Origin of the sequence: Thermoactinomyces mirandus (assembly GCF_013868055.1) — a bacterium.
Classification (GTDB): Bacteria; Bacillota; Bacilli; order Thermoactinomycetales; family Thermoactinomycetaceae; genus Thermoactinomyces; species Thermoactinomyces mirandus.
The window spans coordinates 104374-129415 of the sequence record NZ_JACEOL010000002.1 but is presented as its reverse complement, the minus strand read 5'-3'; the positions used below and the strand labels follow the sequence as shown (position 1 = coordinate 129415).

The 25042-nt window shown below is 43.8% G+C and carries 23 protein-coding genes; 8 read left to right on the top strand and 15 right to left on the bottom strand.

Annotated elements, in window-relative coordinates:
- Window positions 1-8 precede the first annotated feature (8 nt).
- From mce to H2C83_RS01080, 3 genes are read right to left on the bottom strand one after another with little or no spacing between them, the layout of a single operon-like run.
- A complete protein-coding gene (gene mce / locus H2C83_RS01090) occupies window positions 9-434 on the bottom strand; it encodes a methylmalonyl-CoA epimerase (protein ID WP_220183938.1) in 426 nt (141 codons plus the stop codon).
- Window positions 431-844 carry a cobalamin B12-binding domain-containing protein gene (locus tag H2C83_RS01085; RefSeq protein WP_181736901.1) on the bottom strand — a complete coding sequence of 138 codons (414 nt, stop codon included), beginning with the start codon at window positions 842-844 and terminating at the stop codon, window positions 431-433. Before H2C83_RS01085 ends, mce begins: the two co-directional genes overlap by 4 nt.
- Before the next feature lie 18 nt (window positions 845-862).
- A complete protein-coding gene (locus H2C83_RS01080; protein ID WP_181736899.1) occupies window positions 863-2512 on the bottom strand; it encodes an acyl-CoA mutase large subunit family protein in 1650 nt (549 codons plus the stop codon).
- Between the two features lie 334 nt (window positions 2513-2846).
- Here H2C83_RS01080 and H2C83_RS01075 point away from each other — a divergent pair, with 334 nt between their 5' ends.
- Window positions 2847-3020, top strand: coding sequence for a hypothetical protein (locus tag H2C83_RS01075; protein WP_181736897.1), 174 nt, complete (start codon window positions 2847-2849; stop codon window positions 3018-3020).
- 472 nt (window positions 3021-3492) lie between these two features.
- On the opposite strand, the gene H2C83_RS18000 is transcribed toward H2C83_RS01075, so the two are convergent.
- Window positions 3493-3618 carry a hypothetical protein gene (locus H2C83_RS18000; RefSeq protein WP_281364066.1) on the bottom strand — a complete coding sequence of 42 codons (126 nt, stop codon included), beginning with the start codon at window positions 3616-3618 and terminating at the stop codon, window positions 3493-3495.
- A gap of 203 nt (window positions 3619-3821) precedes the next feature.
- On the opposite strand from H2C83_RS18000, the gene H2C83_RS01070 reads away from it, so the two are divergent.
- The gene (locus H2C83_RS01070) at window positions 3822-4226 is read left to right on the top strand and encodes a hypothetical protein (RefSeq protein WP_181736895.1); all 405 of its coding nucleotides are present in this window, start codon (window positions 3822-3824) and stop codon (window positions 4224-4226) included.
- Between the two features lie 125 nt (window positions 4227-4351).
- Here H2C83_RS01070 and H2C83_RS01065 read toward each other — a convergent pair whose 3' ends face one another.
- From H2C83_RS01065 to H2C83_RS01030, 8 genes are all read right to left on the bottom strand, one after another.
- Entirely contained in the window at window positions 4352-5623 is a 1272-nt protein-coding gene (locus H2C83_RS01065; protein WP_181736893.1) for a dihydrolipoamide acetyltransferase family protein, read from the bottom strand.
- Window positions 5624-5643: 20 nt separating this feature from the next.
- Window positions 5644-6627 (bottom strand): alpha-ketoacid dehydrogenase subunit beta, encoded by a 984-nt coding sequence (locus H2C83_RS01060; RefSeq protein ID WP_181736891.1) that lies wholly within the window; start codon window positions 6625-6627, stop codon window positions 5644-5646.
- 21 nt (window positions 6628-6648) lie between these two features.
- Window positions 6649-7638 (bottom strand): thiamine pyrophosphate-dependent dehydrogenase E1 component subunit alpha, encoded by a 990-nt coding sequence (locus tag H2C83_RS01055; RefSeq protein WP_181736889.1) that lies wholly within the window; start codon window positions 7636-7638, stop codon window positions 6649-6651.
- Window positions 7639-7656: 18 nt separating this feature from the next.
- Window positions 7657-9081 (bottom strand): dihydrolipoyl dehydrogenase, encoded by a 1425-nt coding sequence (gene lpdA, locus H2C83_RS01050; protein WP_181736887.1) that lies wholly within the window; start codon window positions 9079-9081, stop codon window positions 7657-7659.
- Complete coding sequence (buk, locus tag H2C83_RS01045) at window positions 9074-10180, bottom strand: butyrate kinase (RefSeq protein ID WP_181736885.1); 1107 nt, start codon at window positions 10178-10180, stop codon at window positions 9074-9076. The genes lpdA and buk overlap by 8 nt, the downstream gene beginning before the upstream one ends.
- Window positions 10181-10222: 42 nt before the next feature.
- Entirely contained in the window at window positions 10223-11323 is a 1101-nt protein-coding gene (locus H2C83_RS01040) for a Leu/Phe/Val dehydrogenase (protein WP_181736989.1), read from the bottom strand.
- Between the two features lie 380 nt (window positions 11324-11703).
- On the bottom strand, window positions 11704-12609 hold the full coding sequence (gene yqiS / locus H2C83_RS01035; RefSeq protein ID WP_181736884.1) for a phosphate butyryltransferase: 906 nt from the start codon (window positions 12607-12609) through the stop codon (window positions 11704-11706).
- Window positions 12610-12847: 238 nt separating this feature from the next.
- A complete protein-coding gene (locus H2C83_RS01030; protein ID WP_181736882.1) occupies window positions 12848-14905 on the bottom strand; it encodes a sigma-54 interaction domain-containing protein in 2058 nt (685 codons plus the stop codon).
- Window positions 14906-15029: 124 nt separating this feature from the next.
- Between H2C83_RS01030 and H2C83_RS01025 the strand changes: the two genes are divergently transcribed.
- Both H2C83_RS01025 and H2C83_RS01020 read left to right on the top strand, forming a co-directional pair.
- A complete protein-coding gene (locus H2C83_RS01025; RefSeq protein ID WP_220183937.1) occupies window positions 15030-15281 on the top strand; it encodes a DUF2627 family protein in 252 nt (83 codons plus the stop codon).
- Window positions 15282-15318: 37 nt separating this feature from the next.
- On the top strand, window positions 15319-15633 hold the full coding sequence (locus H2C83_RS01020) for a hypothetical protein (RefSeq protein WP_181736880.1): 315 nt from the start codon (window positions 15319-15321) through the stop codon (window positions 15631-15633).
- Window positions 15634-15688: 55 nt separating this feature from the next.
- On the opposite strand, the gene spo0A is transcribed toward H2C83_RS01020, so the two are convergent.
- The gene (spo0A, locus tag H2C83_RS01015; RefSeq protein WP_181736878.1) at window positions 15689-16483 is read right to left on the bottom strand and encodes a sporulation transcription factor Spo0A; all 795 of its coding nucleotides are present in this window, start codon (window positions 16481-16483) and stop codon (window positions 15689-15691) included.
- 566 nt (window positions 16484-17049) lie between these two features.
- Here spo0A and gltP point away from each other — a divergent pair.
- From gltP to H2C83_RS00995, 4 genes are all read left to right on the top strand, one after another.
- Entirely contained in the window at window positions 17050-18321 is a 1272-nt protein-coding gene (gene gltP, locus H2C83_RS01010) for a glutamate/aspartate:proton symporter GltP (protein ID WP_181736876.1), read from the top strand.
- Between the two features lie 868 nt (window positions 18322-19189).
- Window positions 19190-20152, top strand: a complete 963-nt coding sequence (locus tag H2C83_RS01005) for a hypothetical protein (RefSeq protein ID WP_181736874.1) — start codon at window positions 19190-19192, stop codon at window positions 20150-20152.
- A gap of 17 nt (window positions 20153-20169) precedes the next feature.
- Complete coding sequence (locus H2C83_RS01000) at window positions 20170-20997, top strand: hypothetical protein (protein WP_181736872.1); 828 nt, start codon at window positions 20170-20172, stop codon at window positions 20995-20997.
- A gap of 20 nt (window positions 20998-21017) precedes the next feature.
- On the top strand, window positions 21018-21704 hold the full coding sequence (locus H2C83_RS00995; RefSeq protein ID WP_181736870.1) for a hypothetical protein: 687 nt from the start codon (window positions 21018-21020) through the stop codon (window positions 21702-21704).
- Between the two features lie 52 nt (window positions 21705-21756).
- Here H2C83_RS00995 and spoIVB read toward each other — a convergent pair whose 3' ends face one another.
- Window positions 21757-23106: a SpoIVB peptidase gene (gene spoIVB, locus H2C83_RS00990; RefSeq protein ID WP_181736868.1), complete on the bottom strand. Its 1350-nt coding sequence runs from the start codon at window positions 23104-23106 to the stop codon at window positions 21757-21759.
- Between the two features lie 219 nt (window positions 23107-23325).
- Entirely contained in the window at window positions 23326-25032 is a 1707-nt protein-coding gene (gene recN / locus H2C83_RS00985; RefSeq protein WP_181736867.1) for a DNA repair protein RecN, read from the bottom strand.
- Between the last annotated feature and the right edge of the window lie 10 nt (window positions 25033-25042).

The window sequence follows — 25042 nt, the reverse complement described above, 5'->3', positions numbered from 1 at the left end:
ATCGATGACTACTCCTCCCTGTGCTGCGGTTCACAAATTTCATACAAGACTTTGCCCGTTGCCCCGGGATGAAGAAAAGCAATATTCATCTGATGCGCTCCCGCCTTGGGCTCTTCCTGAATCATTCGGACTCCTTTCTGTTTCAGGTCCGATATCCGCTGTTTTATATCGCATACTTCCAAAGCAATATGGTGGATTCCTTGGCCTTTTTTTTGCAGGAATTTATAAATGGCGCTTTCTTCAGATAATGGTTCCAGAAGTTCAATCCTGCTCTCTCCAATCCGGAAAAAAGCAACCCGAACCTGTTCGCTTTCAACAGCCTCTTCACCCTCATAGGCTAGTCCCAGTACATCACGGTAAAATGGAATCACCTCATCCAGGCTGTTGACGGCGATCCCGATATGACTTATCTTTTTGGGATTGATTGAACTCATATTGACGATTTCACCTTTTGGACAATGGCCTGCCGGATAAACTCAGCGGTTACTTTGGTTGGCGTTCCCGGAGTAAATACTTCAGCAATGTCATGTTTTTTCAGATAGGCGATATCTTCCTTCGGGATCACACCGCCTGCAATGACCAGAATGTCTCCCGCTCCCTGTTCTTTCAGCAAACGGACGACCTCAGGAAACAATTCATTGTGTGCGCCTGACAAACAGGACAAGCCAACCACATCAACATCCTCCTGAACGGCCGCTGCTGCAATTTGTGCAGGAGTTTGTCGCAATCCTGTATAAATCACTTCCATTCCTTCATCCCTTAAGGCCTGGGCGATCACCAGCGCCCCCCGGTCATGCCCGTCAAGACCTGGTTTGGCAATTAACACACGAATAGGCCGTTTCATTTTCTTTCCTCCTCTTTTTTATACAGCTCGATATTCTCCAAAAACTTCACGCAACGCATGGCAGATCTCCCCAACCGTGCAATAAGCCCTGACTGCATCCAAAATATAAGGCATCAAATTGTCGGTACCCTCGGCAGCCTTTTTAAGACTATTCAACTTTTCCTCCACTTCCAACAAGTCACGATTCGCTTTCAGTTCTGACAATTGTGCCAATTGCTGTTTCTCAACTGACGGGTCTACCCGCAGGAGTTGAGGTTCTGTTTCCTGTTCTATTTGATAGCGGTTCATTCCGACCACGATCTCTTCTCCCGATTCAATCCGTCTTTGCGTTTCCAAAGCCGCACGATGAATCTCCTGTTGCATATATCCCTGCTCAACCGCACTTACGGCACCACCCATTTCATCAATTTTTTCTATGTAGCGCCAGACTTCCTGCTCAATCTGATCCGTCAAGGCCTCGATATAATATGAACCGCCCAATGGATCAACGGTATCTGCAACACCGCTTTCGTAGGCGATAATTTGCTGGGTACGCAGGGCAATCCGGGCTGATTCTTCGGTTGGCAAGGCCAGGGCTTCATCACGTGAATTGGTATGCAGGCTTTGTGTTCCGCCCAATACAGCTGCCAGAGCTTGCAGCGTTACACGGACAATATTGTTATCCGGTTGTTGGGCCGTTAGAGTAGAACCTCCTGTTTGTGTATGGAAGCGCAATTGTAACGAGCGCTCGTTCGACGCATGAAAACGCTCTTTCATGATTTTGGCCCAAATCCGGCGTGCTGCACGGAATTTGGCAATTTCCTCGAAGAAATTATTATGCGCATTAAAGAAAAAGGATAAACGGGGAGCGAACTGATCCACTTCCAGACCGGCCTGAATGGCTGCTTCCACATAAGCAATTCCGTCAGACAACGTAAAAGCGACTTCCTGAACAGCGGTGGATCCCGCTTCCCGAATATGATAGCCGCTGATGCTGATCGTATTCCATTTCGGAACCGATTCCGCGCAATATTTAAACACATCGGTAATCAGGCGCATGGATGGCTTGGGCGGGAAAATATAGGTTCCGCGGGCAATATATTCTTTCAAAATATCGTTTTGGATGGTTCCTCTCAATTCCCTGGAACTGACTCCCTGTTTTTCACCCACCGCAATATACATGGCCAACAATACGGAAGCCGGAGCATTGATTGTCATGGAGGTGCTTACCTGATCAAGCGGAATGCCTTCAAACAGTTTCTCCATATCTTTAAGGGAATCGATAGCTACCCCTACTTTCCCCACTTCTCCGGAGGCCATGGGATCGTCGGAATCATAGCCGATTTGTGTGGGCAAGTCGAAAGCGACACTTAATCCTGTCTGCCCTTGCTCCAGGAGATAGCGAAAACGCCTGTTGGTTTCCCTCGCCGAACCAAATCCCGCATATTGTCGCATTGTCCATAACCGGCTGCGATACATGGTTGGATGAATTCCGCGGGCATAAGGAAAAACCCCCGGAAATCCCGGGCTTTCCCCTGGCTGATCCGCTTCTGTATAAACCCGGTTAACTTCAATATTGGATAACGTTTGAAACCTGTTTTTCCGTTCCGGTCTTTTTTGCAGAAGGCGCTCCGTCTTTTCTTTCCAATTTTTGAATAGTTCTTCTTCTTCCGAAGTCTTTTTCTTCATATTTTACAATCTCCTCTCAATATTGTATAAAACATTTTCACTTTTTAATATATCAAATATTATGCTTCTTTGGACTGCTAATTGCAATGATTAATAACGTGGACAAGCAAAAAAAAGTTGATTAAAATATGTTTTTGAGGTGAATGATTTTGAAACCAAGCTGGATAAAGGTGATTGTTTATTTAATTATCTTTACACTGGTTGCGACATCTTTGGCCTCAAGCATTTTCCTGTTCTGATTTTCCGCAATCTATCTTTCAAAGGGCAAAATATTTGTTTATACTGAAAATTGAAACGATTAATTTAATACAATGAAGAAAGTAGGTGCAAAAAAGTGAATTACTTCATGGTGCCACTTCTTGTATTAATCAGTATTTTTGCCCTTTGGGGAACCTGGTACAACAAAAAAACCGGGAACAAACCCGGTCTCATTCTCGGTGGTCTTTTTTCGCTCGGAATCACCGGAGTTACCGTACTGGCTCTGTATGACTTCTTTATCGGGCTTTAATCAACCCCGGACAAGATTCTGGCAAGGTTTTCACCATAAGGGTGAGAACCTTGTATTTTTTGCAAAACCCTATGCCAGTCGCGATTCGGGTCAACCCGGTTACGGATCTGGTTTTAAAAACATAACAAATAAGGTGCCCGGTCCCAAACGCCCATCCAAAGATTTTTTCTGTATTTTAATAAAATTTTAAAGAATGCAGGTCCTATTGGCCTCTTTTTTTTGCGATACTATAAGAAAAGCATTATATAGAATGTTTCAGCTTGTCGACAAAGTGTGAGAAAGTGATTTTTAGAAGCGGAGCGGCGTCAATGCCGCTCTCAAGCGAAAGCGTTCACTTCCAGGGAAAGAGGACGAAACTGTTTGAGCGCAAGCGAGTTTTGAGCCCGCCTGGAAGGGAATGCTCAAGCGTTATGCCTTCTTTGCAAGGCGAAGACGGAACAGAGTCCTAAAAATCATCTTTGTATATTTTTTTCTACAGTCTGAACATTACATGAAGTGTTCCCTGTTTGAGTGCTGTTTCTTTGGTCACCAGCGAGAAAAACTCGTAAACACTTACACACCCCAGAAAAAGCAGCAGCAAGCCGGACAACTTCTTCACGATCCATCCTCTCTATATTTTTTTAAACACTTAAGCAACGCATCCTCATTTTTGGAGTTTTTTCTTCTATTTCCCCTGCTGGAAGAAGCAGGAAACAATATGCTAGGCATATTCCCTTTTCATGGAGTAACTTGTTTTCATTATTGTTGCCAATTTCAGCATCAGAATAAAAAATTTACAAAAAGATGTTTGGAGGAAACAGGATGAACAAGTGGAGTACTGCTACTATATTTATGTTAAATGGGCTGGGAACTGTGTTCTTGCTGGGAGAATCTATACTGGTTTTATTCGGTGATACGATTTTTAATGAAGGTGTTGCAGAGGCTCTGGATCCTTACATCCCCCTGTATTGGATTTTATTTGTGTTGACGTTGTCTGCTATCTATTTTTCCTTTCCAAAACAAATAAAAATTCATTCTGCAAGAAGTGGATGGATTTTTGCTTTAACAGGTTTTTTATGTTTGGGAGGCATCGTTTATACTGAGATAACCAGGTTGCCCTATAGCGGTGGAAACTCTCTCTCCCCACTGATCATTCCAGGGATGATCTTTGTTAGCACAGGATTATGGTGCCTGATAGCCAAAAAATTTACTGTAAAAAAGGGCTGATCCTGTTTCTTTTATTCTCTCCAGTTTGCAGGCAAACAAGGAAATATATTCGTTTCATTAAAATTCTTACATCTGTTTGCATAATGAAGGCACCCGTCTCCACTGGGTGCCCTCTGAAATATTTATCAAAACTTTGTATCCGGTCCGTAAGATTCCAGACGTTCTTTTACGCGTTTCAGGAATTTTCCAGCCATCAATCCGTCGAGAATCCGATGGTCCAATGACATGCAGATGTTCATCATATCCCGAACCGCAATCATGTCGTTAATCACAACCGGCCGTTTGACAATTGATTCAAAAGATAAAATCGCCGCCTGCGGAGAGTTGATAATCGGTTGAGACTGGATCGATCCAAAAGATCCGGTATTGTTGACCGTGAAGGTTCCACCTTCCATATCGGAAACTTCCAATTTGCCCGCACGCGTTTTTTCAGCCAGATTTTGGACAGATTTTGCCAGTCCCAGGATGTTTTTCTCATCAGCATCATGAATCACCGGCACATATAACGCGTCATCCGTTGCGGCAGCCATGGAAATATTGATCCGTTTCTTCAGAATGATCTTGTCATCTGCCCAGACGGAATTGAGATAAGGGAACTCTTTCAAAGAGTCAACAACGGCTTTGATAAAAAAAGGCATAAAGGTCAGTTTTACCCCTTCCCGCTCCTGGAAGTCCTTTTTCATGCGATGGCGCAATTCAACAAGCCCTGTAACATCGACTTCCATCATCGTCCAGGCATGTGGTGCTTCATGTTTGCTTTCCACCATGCGGTTGGCAATCATGCGGCGGACACCCGATACAGGTATTTCAATATCGCCGTTTTCCAAAACATTTCCGGAATCGGTTGCCGGTTTTACGGCCTCTTTTTTGACATCCTTTTCCGCTTCTGCCGGTTTTTCCTGTATGACCGCAGAGGTCACTTGAGCAGCCTTCGATTGGCCAACTCCTTCTTCAATGGCGCGAAGCACATCCTTGCGGGTGATCCGGCCTCCTTTTCCGCTGCCGGTCAATTGTGTCAAATCAATGTCATTTTCCTGAGCCAGTCGAAGCACAGCCGGGGAGTAACGATTTTTCTGCGAATCGTCTTTTTCGTTTGCCGCCGGTTTTGGCACTTCTGACGGTACCGGGGTTTCCGCTTTTGCTTCTTCAGCCTCTTCACCGCTTACTTCAATCCGGCAGATCAATTGTCCTACCTCTACCGTTTCTCCTTCTTTGGCGATGAGTTCCGTAATGGTTCCGTCAAAAGTTGAAGGAACTTCCGCATTCACTTTATCCGTTGTTACTTCACAGATGGGTTCATATTTTGTAACAGGATCACCCGGTTTTTTCAGCCATGTTGAGATAGTGCCTTCCGTTACGCTTTCCCCAAGTTGAGGCATCAAGATATCGGTCACCATACAGGAACCTCCTCTTTTGCTTAGAATTCTGCCAGTTCGCGAATGGCATCCGCAATTTTATCAGGGTTTAACATAAACTCTTTTTCAAGGGGCGGGCTATATGGCATCGCCGGTACATCCGGGCCGCAGAGGCGCTGGACGGGAGCATCCAGTTCTAAAAATGCTTCTTCAGAGATCAAGGCTGCCACTTCTCCGCCAAATCCGCCAGTTTTGTTATCTTCATGCACAATCAATACTTTACCTGTTTTTTTGACTGCTTCCAGAACCGCTTCTTTATCCAGTGGAATCAATGTGCGCAAATCGAGCACATGCGTGCTGATGCCTTCTTTTTCCAGCTTTTCTGCAGCCTGTAAAGCATAATGCACCATCAATCCATAGGTAATAACCGTTACATCGCTTCCTTCACGTTTCACATCGGCCTTGCCAATCGGCAGCGTATAATCTTCAACGGGTACTTCTCCCTTAATCAGTCGATAACAACGTTTGTGTTCGAAAAACAGCACAGGATCTTCATCACGGATCGCAGCTTTTAACAAGCCTTTCACATCATATGGCGTGGATGGCATGACAATTTTCAGGCCGGGCACGCCGGTGAAAAGTTTTTCCACGCTTTGTGAGTGATACAAAGCACCATGAACACCGCCACCATATGGTGCACGAATCACCATCGGAACATTCCAATCCCCGTTGGAACGATAACGAATTCTTGCGGCTTCACTGACAATCTGATTGAATGCTGGCAAGATAAAGTCTGCAAACTGGATTTCTGCAACAGGACGCATACCATACGCCGCTGCGCCAATACCAACGCCAACAATTGCAGATTCCGTAAGCGGCGTATCGAGCACCCGATCAGGACCAAACTCTTCATAAAGACCGACCGTGGCCCGAAAGACTCCGCCGCGCACACCAACATCTTCTCCGAGTACGAAGACACATGAATCACGTCTCATTTCTTCCATAAGCGCTTGTGTCACCGCATCTATATAGGAAATGACTGGCATATCTTTCTCCCCCTGCTCATATTAGGCATATACATGCTCATAAGTAGTTTCCGGATCCGGATAAGGTGCCTTTTCTGCATATTCCGTTGCTTCATTAATCTCTCTGGCAATGGATTCATTAAACTTTTGATTGAGCTCTTCGGTCAGGATGCCTTTTTCGACCAGATAATTTTTGAACAGAAGCATCGGATCTCTTTTCTTCGCCTCTTCCACTTCTTCCCGTGTCCGGTAAGTGCGGTCATCATCATCACTGGAATGGGGAACCAGGCGATAGGCAACCGCTTCAATCAATGTAGGGCCTTCACCATTTATGCCTCGCTCTCTGGCTTCTTTAACCGCCTGATAGACCGCCAAAGGATTGTTTCCATCTACTTTTATTCCCGGGAATCCATATCCTTCTCCACGTTTCCAAATCTCACCGCCGGCTACTTGCCTTTTTAGCGGTACTGAAATGGCATACTGGTTGTTTTCCACCATGAAAATTACCGGCAGCTTGTGAACCCCGGCAAAGTTGCAGGCTTCATGCCAGTCTCCCTGGTTGCTGGAACCATCACCGTTTGTCGTCAGCACGACATGCTCCTTCTGTTGCAACTTCCCGGCATACGCAATTCCTACTGCATGAAGCACCTGTGTGGTAACAGGGCTGGAACCGGTAAAAATCCGGAAACGCCTGTCTCCGTAATGTCCAGGCATTTGACGGCCTCCGCTGTTGGGATCACCCGCTTTGGCAAAGGCGGACAGCATTTGTTCTTTCGCTGTTTGTCCAAATGCCAATACCATGCCTAAATCACGATAATAAGGACAAAGCCAGTCTTTTTCACGATCCAGCGCAAAAGCGGCTCCTACCTGAATGGCTTCCTGCCCCTGACAGGAAATCACAAACGGGATTTTTCCGGCTCTATTCAAAAGCCACATGCGTTCATCAATTTTACGCGCCAAAAGCATGTAGCGGTACATTTCCAAAACCTCTTCGTCACTTAATCCCAGTTCGCGGTGGTTTAATTCGCTCATCTGCACTCTCTCCTTTTATCAACCATGAATCGGTTTACCATCCACTGCCAACGCAGCTTCCATATAACCTTCTGACAGAGTTGGATGCGGATGAATCGTATGAGCAATTTCCCATGCAGTTGCATCCAATACTTTGGCCAAACCAGCCTCGGAAATTAAATCGGTTGCATGCGGACCAAGCACATGAACACCCAACAGATCATTGTTTTTTTGATCTGTAATGATTTTTACAAATCCATCCAGTTCACCCATTACTACAGATTTCCCGATGGCCCGGAAAGGAAATTTGCCGACTTTTACTTCATATCCTTGTTCTTTTGCCTGAGCTTCGGTCAGACCAATACTTCCCACTTCCGGACGGCTATAGGTACAACGCGGAATCGTTAACGGATCGATCGGATGGGTTTTCTTTCCAGCCATGTGTTCAACAGCCAGGATTCCTTCATGAGAAGCAACATGTGCCAGCTGGTACCCGCCAATCACGTCGCCGATCGCATAAATGTGACTTTCCTCGGTCTGCATAAATTCATTTACTTGAATAACCCCTTTTTCAACCTTGATGGAGGTATTGTTCAAGCCGATCTCATCAATATTTGCCTGGCGTCCCACAGATACCAATACGCGATCTGCTGTTAACGTAACCACTTCTCCGCCCTTTTTCGCCTGCAGGAAAACTTGCCTGTCTTCAATCGAGACGGTTTCAGGCAGTACTTTGGTACCAGTCATGATTTTAACTTTTCTTTTCTTGAGGATCCGTGCAATCTCTTTGCTTACCTCTTTATCTTCAAGCGGCAGGATGCGATCCAGGTATTCGACAATAGTAACCTCTACGCCAAAATCACTCAGCATGGAAGCCCATTCCACGCCGATTACGCCTCCGCCAATGATCACAATCGATTCCGGCAACTGATTCATGGAGAGGGCATGATCGGAATTCATCACATATTGGCCATCAATTTCCAAACCCGGCAATGTTCTCGGCCTTGATCCTGTAGCAATTAATACATATTTTGGAATCAAAATCACCGGTTCACTACCTTCATTGCTTTCTACCGAGATTGTTCCGGACAGCGGTGAAAAAATCGATGTCCCCAAAATACGGCCGAAACCGTAATAAACATCAACTTTATTTTTCTTTAAGAGGCCTTGAACTCCTTTATGCAACTGGTCAATCACTTTTTGTTTCCGTTTCTGCACCAGCTCGAACTCCAGTTCAACTTCTCCGGTTTTAATTCCGTAGTCATGGCTTTTCTTTATCTCCTGATAAAGCTCCGCACTCCTGAGCAGTGTTTTCGTCGGGATGCACCCTTTGTGCAAACAGACACCACCCAGTTTTTCTTTCTCAACGACAGCCACTTTCATCCCCAATTGGGCGGCGCGAGCGGCGGCTACATAACCGCCGGGACCGGCCCCCAACACAACGAGATCATAATTCTCAGCCATGTATTATCTCGACTCCTTTTTCTAAAGGTGGATAAGTTTTTGCCTCTTCTTCACCCCGAATGACACGGAGAGCGCCTTCTGCCAAAGCCTGCAATTCATTTTCCCCCGGAAAGATATGGACAGGAGCGATCCAATCCACCCGCTCGCGGATCATCCGGATAAATGACTCTCCATAAGCCAATCCTCCGGTCAAAATGATAGCATCCACATTCCCGTAGAGCACCGTAGAAGCCGATCCGACCTCTTTCGCCACTTGATAGGCCATTGCCTCATAGACAAGAGTTGCTTTTTTGTCCCCGTTTTCAATCATTTCTTCCACATCACGGGCATCGTTTGTTCCCAAATAACCGACCAGTCCCCCACGGCCGACAATCAATTGCATGATATCACCCAAAAGATATTTGCCGGAAAAACAGAGTGAAACGAGATCACCCACCGGAAGCGTCCCGGAACGTTCAGGAGAAAAAGGACCATCACCATTCAGACCGTTATTCACATCGATCACCTGGCCATATTCGTGGGCCCCGATCGTAATACCTCCCCCCATATGGACCACAATAAAACGGCCCTGTTCATAGGTGGTACCCAACTTTTTTGCGACCCGCCGGGCAACCGCCTTTTGATTTAACGCATGGAAAATGCTTCTCCGCTCAATTTGCGGAATTCCCGAAAGCCGGGCAACCGGTTGCAACTCATCCACAACGACCGGATCGACAATATACGAGGGGATATTTAATTGACCAGCGATCTCCCGGGCAATAATTGCACCGAGATTAGAGGCGTGAACACCATATTTTCCAGACCGCAAATCTTCGATCATATTGTCATTAACCTGATAAGTTCCGCCGGGAATCGGTCTCAACAATCCGCCACGCGCCACCACAGCATCAAGTCGGTTCAAATTAATGCCTTCATGATCGAGTGTATCCAATATCACTTGCTTTCGAAACGGGTACTGATCAAACAAATCTTTGAACTGTGCAATCTCATCTGCATTATGTCGCAACATTTCAACTAAAATTGGCTTTTCATTGTCAAAGACGCCAATTTTGGTTGAAGTTGATCCTGGGTTAATCGCCAAAACCCGAATCGGCTCCACCTACAACACTCCATTTCCAATTAGCCCTAAATTAAAAATCTATTATTTCAAATTAAAGTTTATTAAACTCCGTTCATTTTGCAAGAAATTACTTCTTGTTTTACGTATTTTTTCAATTCGTTCTTCCGCCATGCGATCAGCTGCGAGATAACTTGGAATTCCGTCCCGTTTTGCAATTTCAAAAACTTTTAGGATATTTCCATAAATGCCTTCCACTTTTTTCATGGCGCGTTCACGATTGTAGCCCAAGAGTTCGTCGGCCACGTTGATGACACCTCCGGCATTAATGACATAATCGGGTGCATAAACGATTCCTTTTTCCTCGAGCAGATCTCCATGGCGTTCTTCTTTCAACTGGTTGTTGGCAGAACCGGCCACGACTTTACATTTCAAACGATTGATGGTTTCATCATTGATAATGGCACCCAGGGCACACGGGGAAAAAATGTCGCATTCCACATCATAGATTTCCTCCGGATGAACGGCTTCGGCACCGAATTCCTGAACGGCACAATCCACATTTTCTTTATTGATATCGGTTACAATTATTTTTGCACCTTCATCATGCAAATGTTTACACAAAGAATAAGCAACGTGTCCGACTCCTTGAATGGCAATCACTCTATTTTTGAGCGAATCGTCGCCAAATGCTACTTTTGCGGCCGCTTTCATACCCCGGTACACTCCATAGGCCGTTACCGGTGAAGGGTTGCCGCTGGAACCGAAAGCAGGTGAAACTCCTGTAACAAAGCGGGTTTCCTCATGGATAATATCCATATCTTCCACGGTTGTCCCTACATCTTCGGCCGTGATATAGCGCCCGTTCAACCCCTGGATAAAGCGTCCCAATGAACGGAACAACTCTTCGCTTTTATCTTTTTTCGGATCACCGATGACAACGGTTTTGCCTCCGCCAAGATTTAATCCGGCCGCAGCATTTTTATAGGTCATTCCTCTACCCAGGCGGAGCGCATCTTCAATGGCATCAGCTTCAGAATCATAGGTCCACATGCGGGTTCCGCCCAAAGCGGGTCCCAACGTGGTGTCATGGATGCAAATAATTGCTTTAAGCCCGGATGTTTCATCGTGACAGAAAACCAATTGTTCGTAATCATATTTTTCCATATAATCGAAGATAATCATTTTTACCATCCCTCTGTGAATTGGATTTGTTCCCACTGTCGATCAACTTGTTTTATTTGCCTGCAATCCTTTTCTTGGGTATTCTGTAAAAAATTACAAACAGAACCAATTCTTGAAAAAGACGGTTTTGTTCCAAGACCGCCTTGATCCGAATCTATCTGTACCAAATTGCTTTTTTTCATTCACCCAAATGAAATCAAAATAATTTTGTTTAGAAAATTTAAAAGATGCTTGTTTTTTGCAAAAGAAAAACATAAAATTAATTTTGAATCATTAATTTACCTAATTTTAAGATTGCTTTTTTTGAGTACCTCATCTGTTAATAGTCTTTAACAGGAGGTACTTTCTTTTTTTCAGGAAATGAAATTTAATAATAATTTTTATTTATAGGCAGATTGAACAACCGCCAAAGCAATTGAATAAAGCTTGGATTCTGGAGAATCTGCACGGGATGTCAATACTACCGGTGCTGCAGCTCCCAATACTACTGCCCCAATTTTGCTTTTGGCGAAATACACCATTGATTTGTACAGCATGTTTCCTGCATTGATATCCGGAACCAGCAATACATCAGCACGTCCTGCCACAGGGCTTTCAATGCCTTTATGCTCGGCAGCTTTGACTGAAACCGCGTTATCCAGTGCAAAAGGCCCGTCAATCACTGCCCCTCTGATTTGACCGCGGCGATTCATTTGAGTAAGAGCAGCTGCGTCCAGTGTCGCTTCCATATTCGGGTTGACCACTTCAACCGCACCCAATACGGCCACTTTTGGATTTTCATTCCCCAGAGAATGGCAATACTGAATGACATTTTCAGCAATTTGTGCTTTCTCCGGCAAAGCAGGAGCAACATTTAATGCCGGGTCTGTCACATGAATGAGATAATCGTAACCCGGTACTTCAAATGTGGCGACATGGCTCAAAACCTTGCCTGTTCTCAGTCCTTTTTCCTTATTGAGAATGGCACGCAAAAAGTCTGCGGTTTGCACCATCCCTTTCATTACGACATCTGCTTTTTGATCGCGCACAGCAGCTACTGCCATTTTTGAAGCTTGTCCGGCAGAATCCGCATGGAAAATCCGACTGCCATCAATCTCCAGACCGATTTCCTTGCTGATTTCCTGGATCTTTGCCTTATTCCCGAACAGCAGGAATTGGGCGATCTCATGCGAAATCGCATTTTGAACAGCTTCCAGCACATCCTTGTCATCTGCTGCTGCCACTGCGACTGTAACTGAAGGCAATGACTCAGCCTTCTTCAGTACCTCATCAAAAGTTCTTATCATCCTACACACCTCTTATCCCGGCAATTTGCCATGTTTTATTTTTTTAATAAAATCTAATATTAACAGTTTCGCCGGTCGTCCTACATTTATGCAAAAGCGATGCCAACTGTGGAACGAAACAGGGAAAGCGGTGATTTTATTAAAGTTAATTGTTATTTTAACCTCTTGTTCCAGTATAAACTTTTTTGCAAAAGACTGCACATAATATGAATTTTTTTTCATGAAATATTTTGCAAGATCAGAGCAAATGATATCTCTCCAGTTTATAATACAAACTTCTCACCGAAATCCCCAGCAAACGCGCTGTTTCTGTCTTGTTTTTTCCGGTTTTTTCAAAAACTTTCCTGATATACAACTTTTCCGTCTCTGAGATGACATCTTTTAAGGGCTTCGTCTCATCCGAATCCAGCACGTCATCATCCTTTTCCATCTCCTTAATCCGGTACAGATCCAGGGGAGGCAAGTGTTTCTTTCTCATGATTACCTCATTGAACTTCATATTGATCATGGCCCGTCCCAAAACATTTTCAAGTTCGCGGACGTTTCCTGGCCACGAATACTGAAGCAGGGTCTGAACTGCTTTGGTATCAATCTTTTCCACATTCCGGCCATATTCCTGATTGAACTTCTTGACCAAGTGCATGGCCAGATCAACAAGATCTTCCTTCCGCATGCGCAGAGGGGAAATCTGGATTGGCAACACATTTAGCCGGTAAAACAAATCTTCCCGGAATCTTTTTTCCTGGATTGCTTTTTCCAGGTAAACGTTGGTGGCCGCAATGACACGAACGTCAATCGGAATCGATTTGGTTCCTCCTACACGCAAAACCTCTTTTTCCTGCAACACACGCAACAGTTTTGCCTGCGTACTCGGCTTTAATTCGCCAATTTCATCGAGAAAGATTGTGCCGCCATTGGCTTCCTCAAACAGACCTTTTTTTCCTCCCCGTCTGGCACCGGTAAAGGCGCCCTCTTCATATCCAAACAGCTCACTTTCCAATAGCGTTTCCGATAATGCCGCACAATTCACCCGAACAAACTGGTTATATTTGCGGTCACTTGCATTATGGATTGCATGGGCAAACAATTCCTTGCCTGTACCCGATTCCCCTCTTAGCAAAACAGTAGCTCTAGTTTTTGCAGCCTGTTTGGCCTGTTCTATGCACACTTTCATCGCTTCCGAGCTGCCGATGATGTCATCAAACGTATATTTTGCCTCCAGGGTACGAATAATCCGGCGTGCCCGCTCCAAATCCTTGTTCAACTGCTTGATCTCTGAAACATCATATATGATTCCCACACTGCCTTTCAATTCACCATCGATCACAATCGGCGCCACGTTAACAAAAACTTCTTTCCGATTGGGCCCTACCTTTAATTGTACACCACGCACAGGCTGTTTTGTCCGAAGCACCTTCCTGTGCATGCTCTCCCCTTCGGAAATATCCGTTTCCGCCGGCTTGCCAATAATATCTTCAGGCTTGAGGCCGGTTAAACGGGTATATGCCGGATTGATCAGGATTCCCGTTCCATTGGCATCCACTACCGAGATCGCATCATCAGAAGAATCAATAATAGCTTGTAACAAGCTTTTCATGCTTTTCAAGTCAATGATTTGCCTGGATAAGTTTTTTAATTCGCTGATATCCCGAAATACGGCTACAGCACCAATCACTTTTCCGTTCTGATCCGTTACCGGTACACGGTTTGTTACGATTTCCATCCCGTTTGGCAGAACAAATTTCTTATTCAGCTCTGTTTTCCCGTTTACAAGTACCCAATCCAGACGGGAATTGGGGATCACTTCCGTAATTTTCCGTCCCAGGACAGAAGTGACAGATATTCCAATCATCCGTTCCGCCGCCCGGTTAAACAGGGTAATCCTTGCCTGCCCGTTGACGGCAATCATACCATCATGCATCGAATCCAGAATGGTTTCCAATTCCTGCTGCCTTTGTTTCCATGCTATAAACCACTTCTCTTTTTCTTCGATCAGACGGATGAAGAGATTGATGACAGTCCCTGAAATCAGCAGAGCACCTTTATTTTTTATTTCCCCCAGCTTTTCAAATACCTCGGGATTGCCCGTTACTTCCATAATCACGTCCGGCGCCAGTTTCAGGAATGGTTCCACTCTGTCCCCTGTGGGGATTCCGTGTTTCCTGGCTTCCAGGATCGCAGGGGCATCGGGACGCAAATCAACAACGCCGATCACCTGAACGGATTCTGCAGACAACAAGGTTTTCAGAATAGCGATTCCTCCCTGCCCGCCCCCCACAATAAGAAACGTTTGCATGTTGAATCCCTCCTTTCGTCCGTTTTCATCTTATCATATAGTTGTTTTGCAAACTTGGTGGAAAGATTCAGTCAATTGCGTTACTATTTTTATAGAAATTGCTGAAAGGACGGGCAAAATATTTATGAAACCAGTCATCGAGCGAATTTTGGCGATATTGATCGTATGTATTCCGGGATTGTTCGCCGTCTATGGATGGAAATGGATGCGGAATCTCTTGCATGACTTTTTTGCCGGAAAACCTTTTGCCTGGCTGCCTTTTTTGGGGAGTCTTTTACTTTTTCTCACCGGAATTGCAGTGATTGGCAGTTTCATTTACTACCGGGATAAAAAAAGACATCGCATCCAAAAGGAACGCCGCGAACCTTCATCCTGATGCTCTCGTTTCGGAATTTTTCCTCCCTTTATCACTTTTGCCAGGCCAAGCACATATCCTGTTACAAACATTGCTCAATCTGAAGTTATTGAGAGAAAAAGGAGAGAAGAGCATAGGCAGGAAAAAAAGAAGTTCCGGCAATCCGAAAAAGCGCCGTCCACCCAGACCCAAATACACATCCCGGGCAAACATCTTCGACCACGAAGTGCTGGCACCGCTGACAAAAAAATTTCGCCAGGCATTGAAGTCCAAAAAATATGAAGAAGCCCAAATGCTTTACAAGGAAATTGTCGAAGCAAGGAAACAGCACCGTTTGTGGCTGGATCGACATGAATGGGTCAAAATCCGCTGAAAGAGAAACGCAAAAAGCCACTCCCATCAGGGCAGTGGCAAGAATGACCTGGATGCTACCCGACTTTATGTTCAATCCGCAACTTGTCGGCAACCATTGCAATAAACTCGCTGTTTGTCGGTTTTGCTTTTGCCACATTGATCGTATAGCCAAACAGGTTACGGATGGAATCCATATTTCCACGGCTCCAGGCAACCTCGATTGCGTGGCGGATTGCCCGTTCAACCCGGCTGGGAGTTGTGTTATATTTGGCCGCAATCCGGGGATACAACGACTTGGTAATCGCTCCCAGCAGATCCACTTCGTTATAAACCATGGCTATGGCTTCACGCAGATACAAATAGCCTTTGATATGGGCTGGAACACCAATTTCATGAATCACATTGGTAATATTGGCATCCAGATTGTTCGCTTTCTGTCTGGCAGAGAACGAAACCGGGGAAGGACCCGATTTTATAAACGAAGGCTTCATGGAAATCCCTTTCATCTGCCGAATCCGATGCGTCAGCACATCCAGGTCAAAAGGCTTCAATATGTAATAAGATGCCCCCAGCTCCACAGCCCGTTGCGTAATATTTTCCTGTCCGAACGCTGTCAGCATGATTACTTTTGGAACAACCTGCAGGTCCATTTGGTGAATCTGCTCCAATACGCCAAGCCCGTCCAGATGGGGCATAATGATATCCAGTACGAGAACGTCCGGAACTTCCTTCTTCAACAGATCGATTACTTCGCCCCCGTGATGAGCCACGCCGATTACTTCAATATCTCCCTGACTGGTCAGATGTTCTTTTAGCAAATCGGCAAATTCCCGATTGTCATCAGCCAGTATGACACGAATCTTATTCAATGAGAGAACCTCCTAATTGTCCAAAAAACAGTTTACATTTTCCATTCGACAAACAATTAAAACTTCCTGCATTGTGCTTTCCGATCAATTCATATTTTTCAATAAAATGGAAAACATTTTACAAGGTAAAATAATATTCGTTTAAAAATACAAGAATTGATACATATTATACATAGAAAGGGGCGAATCACAAAATGAATAAAAAGTCAACACCCAGCTTAAATCAAAAGAAAAAATTGAAAAAATCTGTTCCTCAAAACAAAACCGAAACCGAAACGGCAACTGGTTTCGGAGATAAAAAACTGGAAGGGCCTGATCGGCCATCCACCTGATTTGCACAGACACCTGGGCGAAAATAGCCCCGGTGTTTTTTTAGGTTAAACCCGTTCTACAAAGTTGATTTAAAAGAAAATAAATTGCGATTATTACAATTATTACTATAAAGGTTGATTTGAATTTTAAATTATTTTAAGATGTTAGTTGTCGCTTGTTTACTTTGTCAATCAATAAATAGTCAAAGACATCTATTATTATTCTAAATCATGTCTTTGTAGTGAGGTGATTTAATGAAAAATCTAAAAATCAGCCTTGCATGGCAAATTTTTATCGGCTTGGCATTAGGGATTGCAGTCGGAGCCATTTTTTATGGGAATCCTTCCGTTGAAACGTTTTTGCAGCCTGTTGGCGATATTTTCCTGCGTCTCATTAAAATGATCGTTATTCCGATCGTCATCTCCAGCATCATTGTCGGTGTGGCCGGAGTGGGCGACATTAAAAAACTTGGAAAAATCGGCGGAAAGACAATTTTATATTTTGAAATCATTACAACGATAGCACTTTTAGTTGGGTTGCTTTCAGCAAACATCTTCCATCCCGGTGACGGGGTCGACATGAACGCCATCCAGCAAACAGACATCAGCCAATATTCAGAAACCACAAAAGAAGTTGAAAATCACAGTATAGTCGATACCTTTGTCCACATCGTCCCTGACAATCTGTTCACCTCACTGGCTGAAGGCGACATGCTGGCCATCATCTTTTTTTCCATCATGTTCGGCTTGGGTGTTGCCGCGATTGGTGAAAAAGGAAGACCGGTATTAAGGTTCTTTCAGGGAACCGCAGATGCCATGTTCTACATAACCAATCTGATCATGAAATTTGCGCCATTCGGTGTATTCGCCCTAATTGGCGTAACCGTATCCAAATTTGGAATTGCATCACTGATCCCGCTCAGCAAACTTGTCATTCTTGTATACTTGACGATGATCTTTTTCATCCTGGTTGTTTTTGGATTAACCGCAAAAATCGTCGGTATCAATATTTTCCATTTGATGAAGATCTTGAAAGATGAACTGTTTCTTGCCTATTCCACTTCAAGTTCAGAAACAGTATTGCCCAAACTGATGGAAAAAATGGAACGATACGGATGCCCGAAAGCAATCACTTCGTTCGTCATTCCGACCGGCTATTCGTTTAATCTGGATGGTTCTACCCTGTATCAGGCGATTGCTGCAATCTTCATCGCCCAAATGTATGGAATTGATTTGACTGTCAGCCAACAAATCACCTTGCTTCTAACCCTGATGGTTACCTCCAAGGGAATAGCCGGTGTACCCGGTGTTTCTTTTGTTGTCTTGCTGGCAACATTGCATGTGGTTGGTATTCCGCCCGAAGGGCTGGCCTTTATTGCCGGAGTTGATCGCATCATGGACATGATGCGTACCGTTGTTAACGTTTTGGGAAATTCACTGGCTTCTGTTGTCATGTCCAAATGGGAAAAACAATTCAATGAAAGAAAAGCCCGAATTTATATTGAAAAACTCAAAAAAGCTGCTTAAACTGCTGTACCTGATACAGCAGTTTTTTTCTGAACAACAGATCCTAAAATAACATCTTTCCTCAGTCTTTGCAATCCGTATTCCTCCGGATGTTCTCCGGTGAAACCGGCTTAAACCCATTAAGGAAAATCTATGGGTTAAATCATTGGTTTTCCTTCAAATCTATCCAAAATAGTCGTTCTTCTACTCATTTTTAACATAATACAATTTTGTTTCAGTTTACATTTATTTAATTTGATAAATAATAAATTCCATTTTGTAAATTATAATTGCATCAATTCTGTTTATAGAAAGCAGCACTCTATGCAAAAGTTTTCTTTATTGGATACCAAAAAACACCATACCCGTTGTTTCCTGATTTCCCCCTTCTGCTACTACTCTGTTAGTACCGGATCGCAACGATCTCTTTGCCGCCTTCTCTTTCAAAAGTTTTCTCTCTCTCATTGCGGATAAATCCCATGTTTGATTTGCTAAATGACCAAAGATGACCATGAAATTTATTCTATTTATCAGATAATTCCCCGCTTGAAAACAAATCTGGCTAAATACGGATAAAAATTTTAACAATTTGTACAAATATATTTGCGTTAAAATATTTGAAATACAGGTATAATTCCTTCATCTTTATTTTTTCCAATACATTACCCTTAACGGGAGCCAGGTTTGATAAAGAAAAACTGAATTAATCCTCTCTATTTATACAGAGTGAACCGGCAGGTTCAGTCTGTCTCTTTGGATTGTCGTTATGATGAACAAACAGACAAAAGGAAGGTGAACAGGATACGGAAAACAATTTTTATACACAGGGGAATCCCGGGCAAAACTTATTGAGAATTTCCGGTTTTCCGTAAAATAGAATATGACACGAATGAATAAAAAAACAATCTATCGCTGGATGATGGGTTTTCTGATCGCTTTGGTCAGCATAAGCATTTCCTTTGGACCCGGCTTTGTTGTTTTTGCAGAAGGAGAAGGAAGTTTCAATGCTCCTCCCATTAACGAGGATTTCTATCAGCCCAAGGAAGGAGAGAAACCAAAACCGCATCAACCAATAAATGATACAAATACACAGATACAAGCAAAAGATCAAAAACAGCCCGCAAAACAGGAGAAAAAGGAAGATGACGGGCCGGGCATTTGGGATGTATTGAAATTCATGTCCAAGGATGTTGTAACAGACACCGCCGCTGCCATTGAACCCAATATCTACAATGAAGCACGTTATGATATAATTACCGGCCAATGGGAAAATCCCAATGCCAATGGTGTTCTTTATACCTCTCTTGTCAAAGTGCCGCGCTCCCTGTTGGGAAACTTGTATTTCCAGGACGGTTCCATTGGAAAAATCGCAATCGATACATGGGACGGAGCAGAAAAAACATTGGATGCCTGGAACAAATATAAAACGTTAAGGGAACTAAATAGGCTGCAACGAATGAATGAATCGACTACAATATCAATCTTCCAGAAAACCCAAATCCAAAAAAAGATCGGCTGCCTGAAAACGGTCACCAAATTCGCCAAAGGAGTGGGATTTGCCAGCTTGGGGATCTCGGCCATTGATGCCGGCAAAAATTTTGTTGATGCCTTTAAAGCTGATAACTCTCAAGAGGCTTATAAATTGATTGCAAAGGGTATTGGAAGTACAGGCGAAATGCTGATTGCCGGAGGGCAAATATTGGGTCCCACAGGCCCGGGAGTCTTTTTAATGGCAACAGGAACGCTATTGTGGGCAGGAAGCGCTTTGTACACCCATCGGGAGGGGATTAAAAAGGGAGTTAAAAAAGCAATAAATGGTGTAAAATCAGCCTGGAACAAAATTTTTGGTTAATATAGGGGGTTAGATCGATGAACCTGGAAGAATTAAAAATTAATCCCAATCCTGAGCCGCCGGAGTTGATCAAAAAAATAGCACGTTCTTTTGTAAAAAAGGGAGAAACCTATAATGTATTTCCGCATAAGATCATATGCAATTATGAGAAATACTATTATGTTAGTTTTTATCCCAAAGAAGATAAGTTAACTGGTATACTAATCATCCATGAGAATGGAAATATCCCCCACAAAAAAAATATTATTGAAGTTCTAGATTATGTCGCCACTGTAGATGCAGAAATGGAAAATATTTTTATTTACGGTTCTAAGTGGTCACAAAGACCGATGGAAATTTGGAAGAAAGGACAATCTCTTCTTAAATCTTTTTCTGAACTTGTCCATGCTTCAGATGATGAAGATCTCAAAAAAGGATATGAGGTATTTTGTTCAATTCCCCAAATTATGTTTGAAACACAAGATCAGTTAAAAGAAATCGTAGAAAAGGCAAAAGATCTTTATCGTGAATTAACCACCGACTATCTTATGACCAAAGAATATTTCGAAAAAGTAGACAAAACTCACTTACATATGATGGAAAGTATGAAAAAACAGTTTGAAGTACAGATTGAAACCGAAAAAGAACGGAAGCAGTTTCTAAAAAGACTAAGAAAAACAATTTCCTTGTCTGATATACGAAAATGGTTCCTATACTTGCGTCTTTTAAAATTTCACCGCTGGTTAAATGCTGACTCGGCAACCAAGGCTGAATATCAAAATTTTAAAGCTGATGTTTCCAGAGAAAAAGCGACGGAACAAACTCGAAAAAAACTGATTGCAATGATCCGCAACCCCAGAGGTTAAGTTTAAAAGGAGAGGACTTTATGCTGATCCGTGATTCGCTGCAATTGTATCGAGAGGAGTTTGGCAAGATTTTGTTGCTTGGCCTGCTCGTGGTATTTCCGGTACAATTCCTTTGCCTGATAATTAATAACTACTTGTATACGTACTATGGCTCCACGCAAATCCATGTGGCTGAAATGTTTTATGGAATCAGTATTCTGCTGGCTACCTCACTGGTGCAAATCCCATTTATTAAAATGCTGGAGTGTTACAAAAAAAGGGAATACATTGACTTTGCCAGAGTTTACGGAAGCTTCTGGGAATATGGATTTGTCGTGTTTGTGATGGGAATCATCTACACCCTTGGGGTGACGACCGGGACATTTCTTTTCATCATTCCCGGACTGATATTCATGGTTCTGTTTTATACTTTCCCGTATGTCGTAATTTTGGAAAAGAAAAAATGGTGGCAAGCTTTCAAATTGGCGTTTCAGTTTGGCAAGAAAAATTTTTGGAAACTGTTCGGGATTATTTTTGGTTTTGCCATCTTCGAATGGGCTGTCGAATGGATTGTCCATTTGCTCGCCTTTTTAATCACCGACCGCTATCTTGTGATTGCCCTGGCAGTGATGTTTGTCAATATGCTGTTTGTTCCATTGTTTGCTTTTATCAATGCTTCCTTTTATACAGACTGGAAAGAACAAAACAGCTGTGCGCTTAAAAAGTGATTCTCCAAAAAGACAGGTGCCCGAACCCTTCTCCCTTTCGTATCAAAAAATATTAATGCGCTGATCGGTATATACCAACTATGAAAAAGCGGCTACGGTCATCCGTAGCCGCTGTGGATTGAATAACCCCTGCGTCTTGCAACATCCATTCAATAAATGTTCCATATCCCGAAGTCGGGTCATTGACAAAAACATGGGTAACAGCGCCAATCAGTTTGCCATCCTGGATAATCGGACTTCCACTCATTCCCTGCACAATGCCGCCTGTTTTCTGCAATAACCGCGGATCTGTGACTCTGATGATCAAGCCTTTGGTTGCCGGATACTTTTGTTTGATGACGTGAACGATTTCAATATTGTATTCCTCGACTTTCTGCCCCTCAACCACTGTCAGGATTTTGGCCGGTCCTTCTTTCACCTGATCTGACAAGGCAATGGGAATCGGTTTGTTATATTTGCCATTATCCGGTATTTTTTCCATTTGCCCAAAAATCCCGAATGGGGTATTTTGCTTGATGTTCCCTAACACTTGATTCTCCTGAAAGAAGATAGCTCTCTTTTCACCCGGTTCTCCCGATTCCCCTTTTTGGATCGACGTAACATTGGATTCGACAATTTTCCCATCTCCGACAAGAATGGGATGCCCTGTATCCAGATCGGTAACCACATGTCCCAATGCCCCATAAACATGCTGTTTTGGATCAAAAAAAGTAAGAGTCCCCACACCGGCTGCTGAATCACGGATATACAAACCCAGCCGGTAACGCTGATCTTTCACATCCCGCTCAGCCTGAATCGTGGTTGTTTTTCTTTTTCCGTCGCGCAGCAGCGTTACGCGGATCGGTTTCATGCCTGATTTTTCTACAACATTGGAAACATCCTCAACCCGGCGCACAGGTTGGCCATTTAATTCAACCAAATAATCGCCTACGCGTATATCCGCTGTTTCCGCGGGTGATTTTACTTGATAACCACCAGTTTGCACACGGTGATGACCAACTACAATCACCCCTTTTGAACGCAGCTTGACTCCAATGGATTGGCCGCCAGGAATGACCTTGAGCTTTGGATACACCTGAACTTGCACTTTTTTGATCGGAAATGTACCAAACAATCTCACTGTCAGCCAGGTCTTGCCTGCTGTTTTGGTAAAAAAAGTGAGGGGATGGTGAGAATTTCCAGAGTTTTGTGCCTGATCCGATTCAGTTATATGCAGAATGCCAGGATCTGACACATCGGCTGTAACCGGCATTGATAAAGGAAGCTGTTTCCACTCGCCCTGAAAAAGCCGGATTTCATGCGGAAACTGGGAAAATTGCTGAAAAACATTGGTAGTACTTCCCATTACGAGAAGAAGCACCAGGAGAAAACCCAACCATTTTTGTTTCTCTTGTCTTTGCAATCTTACCACTCTCCTGAGCTTCCCGCCTTTCCTTTCGCCGTTTGTGAAAGGTGCAGCTTACTACCCTTAAGGTAACCTCCTTGCGTTTCTTTTATGTCCAACAAAATCATCCTGTTATGAACTTGTTTCCCAAAAACAAAGAAAAGCCTTTAACACTTGGGTTAAAGGCACCGATGGCAAAAAACATATTCTTTTTGAAACAACAGTTGGTAATTGCGCTCATCCCGCCCGGTTTTTCTTGGCTTCTGTTGCCAGCCGAAGCATTTCCCGGGCATGATTGCGGGTTGTATCGGTCACTTCGACCCCGCCGAGCATCCGTGCCAACTCCAATATCCGGCCTTCCATGTCCAATTTTTCCACACGTGTTCTGGTTCTGGCTTGCAACACTTCCTTTGAAATATACAGATGGCAATCAGCCATGCAGGCAACCTGAGGCAGATGTGTCACACAAAGCACCTGATATTTTCGGGACAGGTAAGCAATTTTTTCGGCGATGGCCTGAGCCGTGCGACCGCTGACTCCGGTATCAATTTCGTCAAAAATCATGGTATGAACCTGATCGACTTCGGCAAAAATACATTTGAGCGCCAACATCAAACGGGATAATTCTCCCCCTGACGCAATCCTGGCCAGAGGTTTTAACGGTTCGCCCGGATTGGGGGCGATCTGGAACTCAATTTTATCTTGTCCGTGTGAATAAAATCTTTGTTTCCGGGAAGAATCATGGAAAAATGCGACTTTAAAAACGGTCGAACCCATGTTTAAATCATTCAGTTCGATTTTCACTTTGGCTTCCAGCTGGTTTGCTGCTTTTTTCCGTTTCCGCGTCAATTCATGGGCAAGCTGTTCCAATTGTTCCCGCAGTTGCCCGATTTTTTGCTCAAGCTTCGCTTCTGTCTCCTCATGATTTTCCAATACATCGAGTTCCTTTTCCACCTGATTTCCGTAGGCGAGAATTTCCTCAATGTTATCTCCATATTTTCGTTTCAGCTGCCTGATCAGGTGCAGCCTTTCTTCCACTTCATACAACCGCTCAGGATCAAATTCAAAATCATCCCTGTAGCAGGCAATTTCATGAGATGCTTCTTCCAGCTGATAATAAGCGGTCTGTGCAAGTTCCAGGATATTCTGCAACGATTCATCTACTTCCGCAATCTGTTCCAGATGGGAAATCGCTTCCTGGATTAAAGTTAAGCCACCCTGTTCACCATTCAGGCTTTCATATGCCCTTGCACCATGCATCATTAATTTTTCGGCATGGGACAAGCGTTTTTGCTCCTGTTCCAATTTCTCATCTTCACCAGGTACCAAAGCCGCCGATTCGATCTCATTGGCCTGGAATTTCAACAGATCCAGACGTCGGGCCAAATCACGCTGGCTTTTCCGCAATTGCTCCAATTGGCGGCTTATTTCCTCATAAGTCTCATAAATCCGTTCATATTCCTTGCGTAACCCGAGCAGATCCTCGCCGCCAAAATGATCAAGCCACTCCAGATGTTCATCCGTATGCAGCAAGGACTGATGTTCATGTTGTCCGGAAATATCAATAAGGAAAGGGCCAATTTTTTTGAGCAATGCCAAAGTGACAATTCGACCGTTAATCCGGCAGGTACTCTTCCCGCTTGCGGATATTTCCCGGCGTACAATCACCTGATCCAGTTCTTCGCTATCAAAGCCCCACTCCAGTAATGGAGTTCGAGCAGGATGGACTTGCTCCAGCTCAAACACAGCTTCAATAACTGCTTTTCCTTCTCCATGACGAACAAAATCGGTTGATGCCCTGCCGCCGATAATTAATCCCAACGCATCAATCAGGATGGATTTTCCGGCGCCCGTTTCGCCAGTTAAAACATGAAACCCATGGTCAAACTGCAAATGTACCTCTTCAATAATTGCAAAATGGCGGATAACGAGTTCCCTCAGCATAGAAACCGCC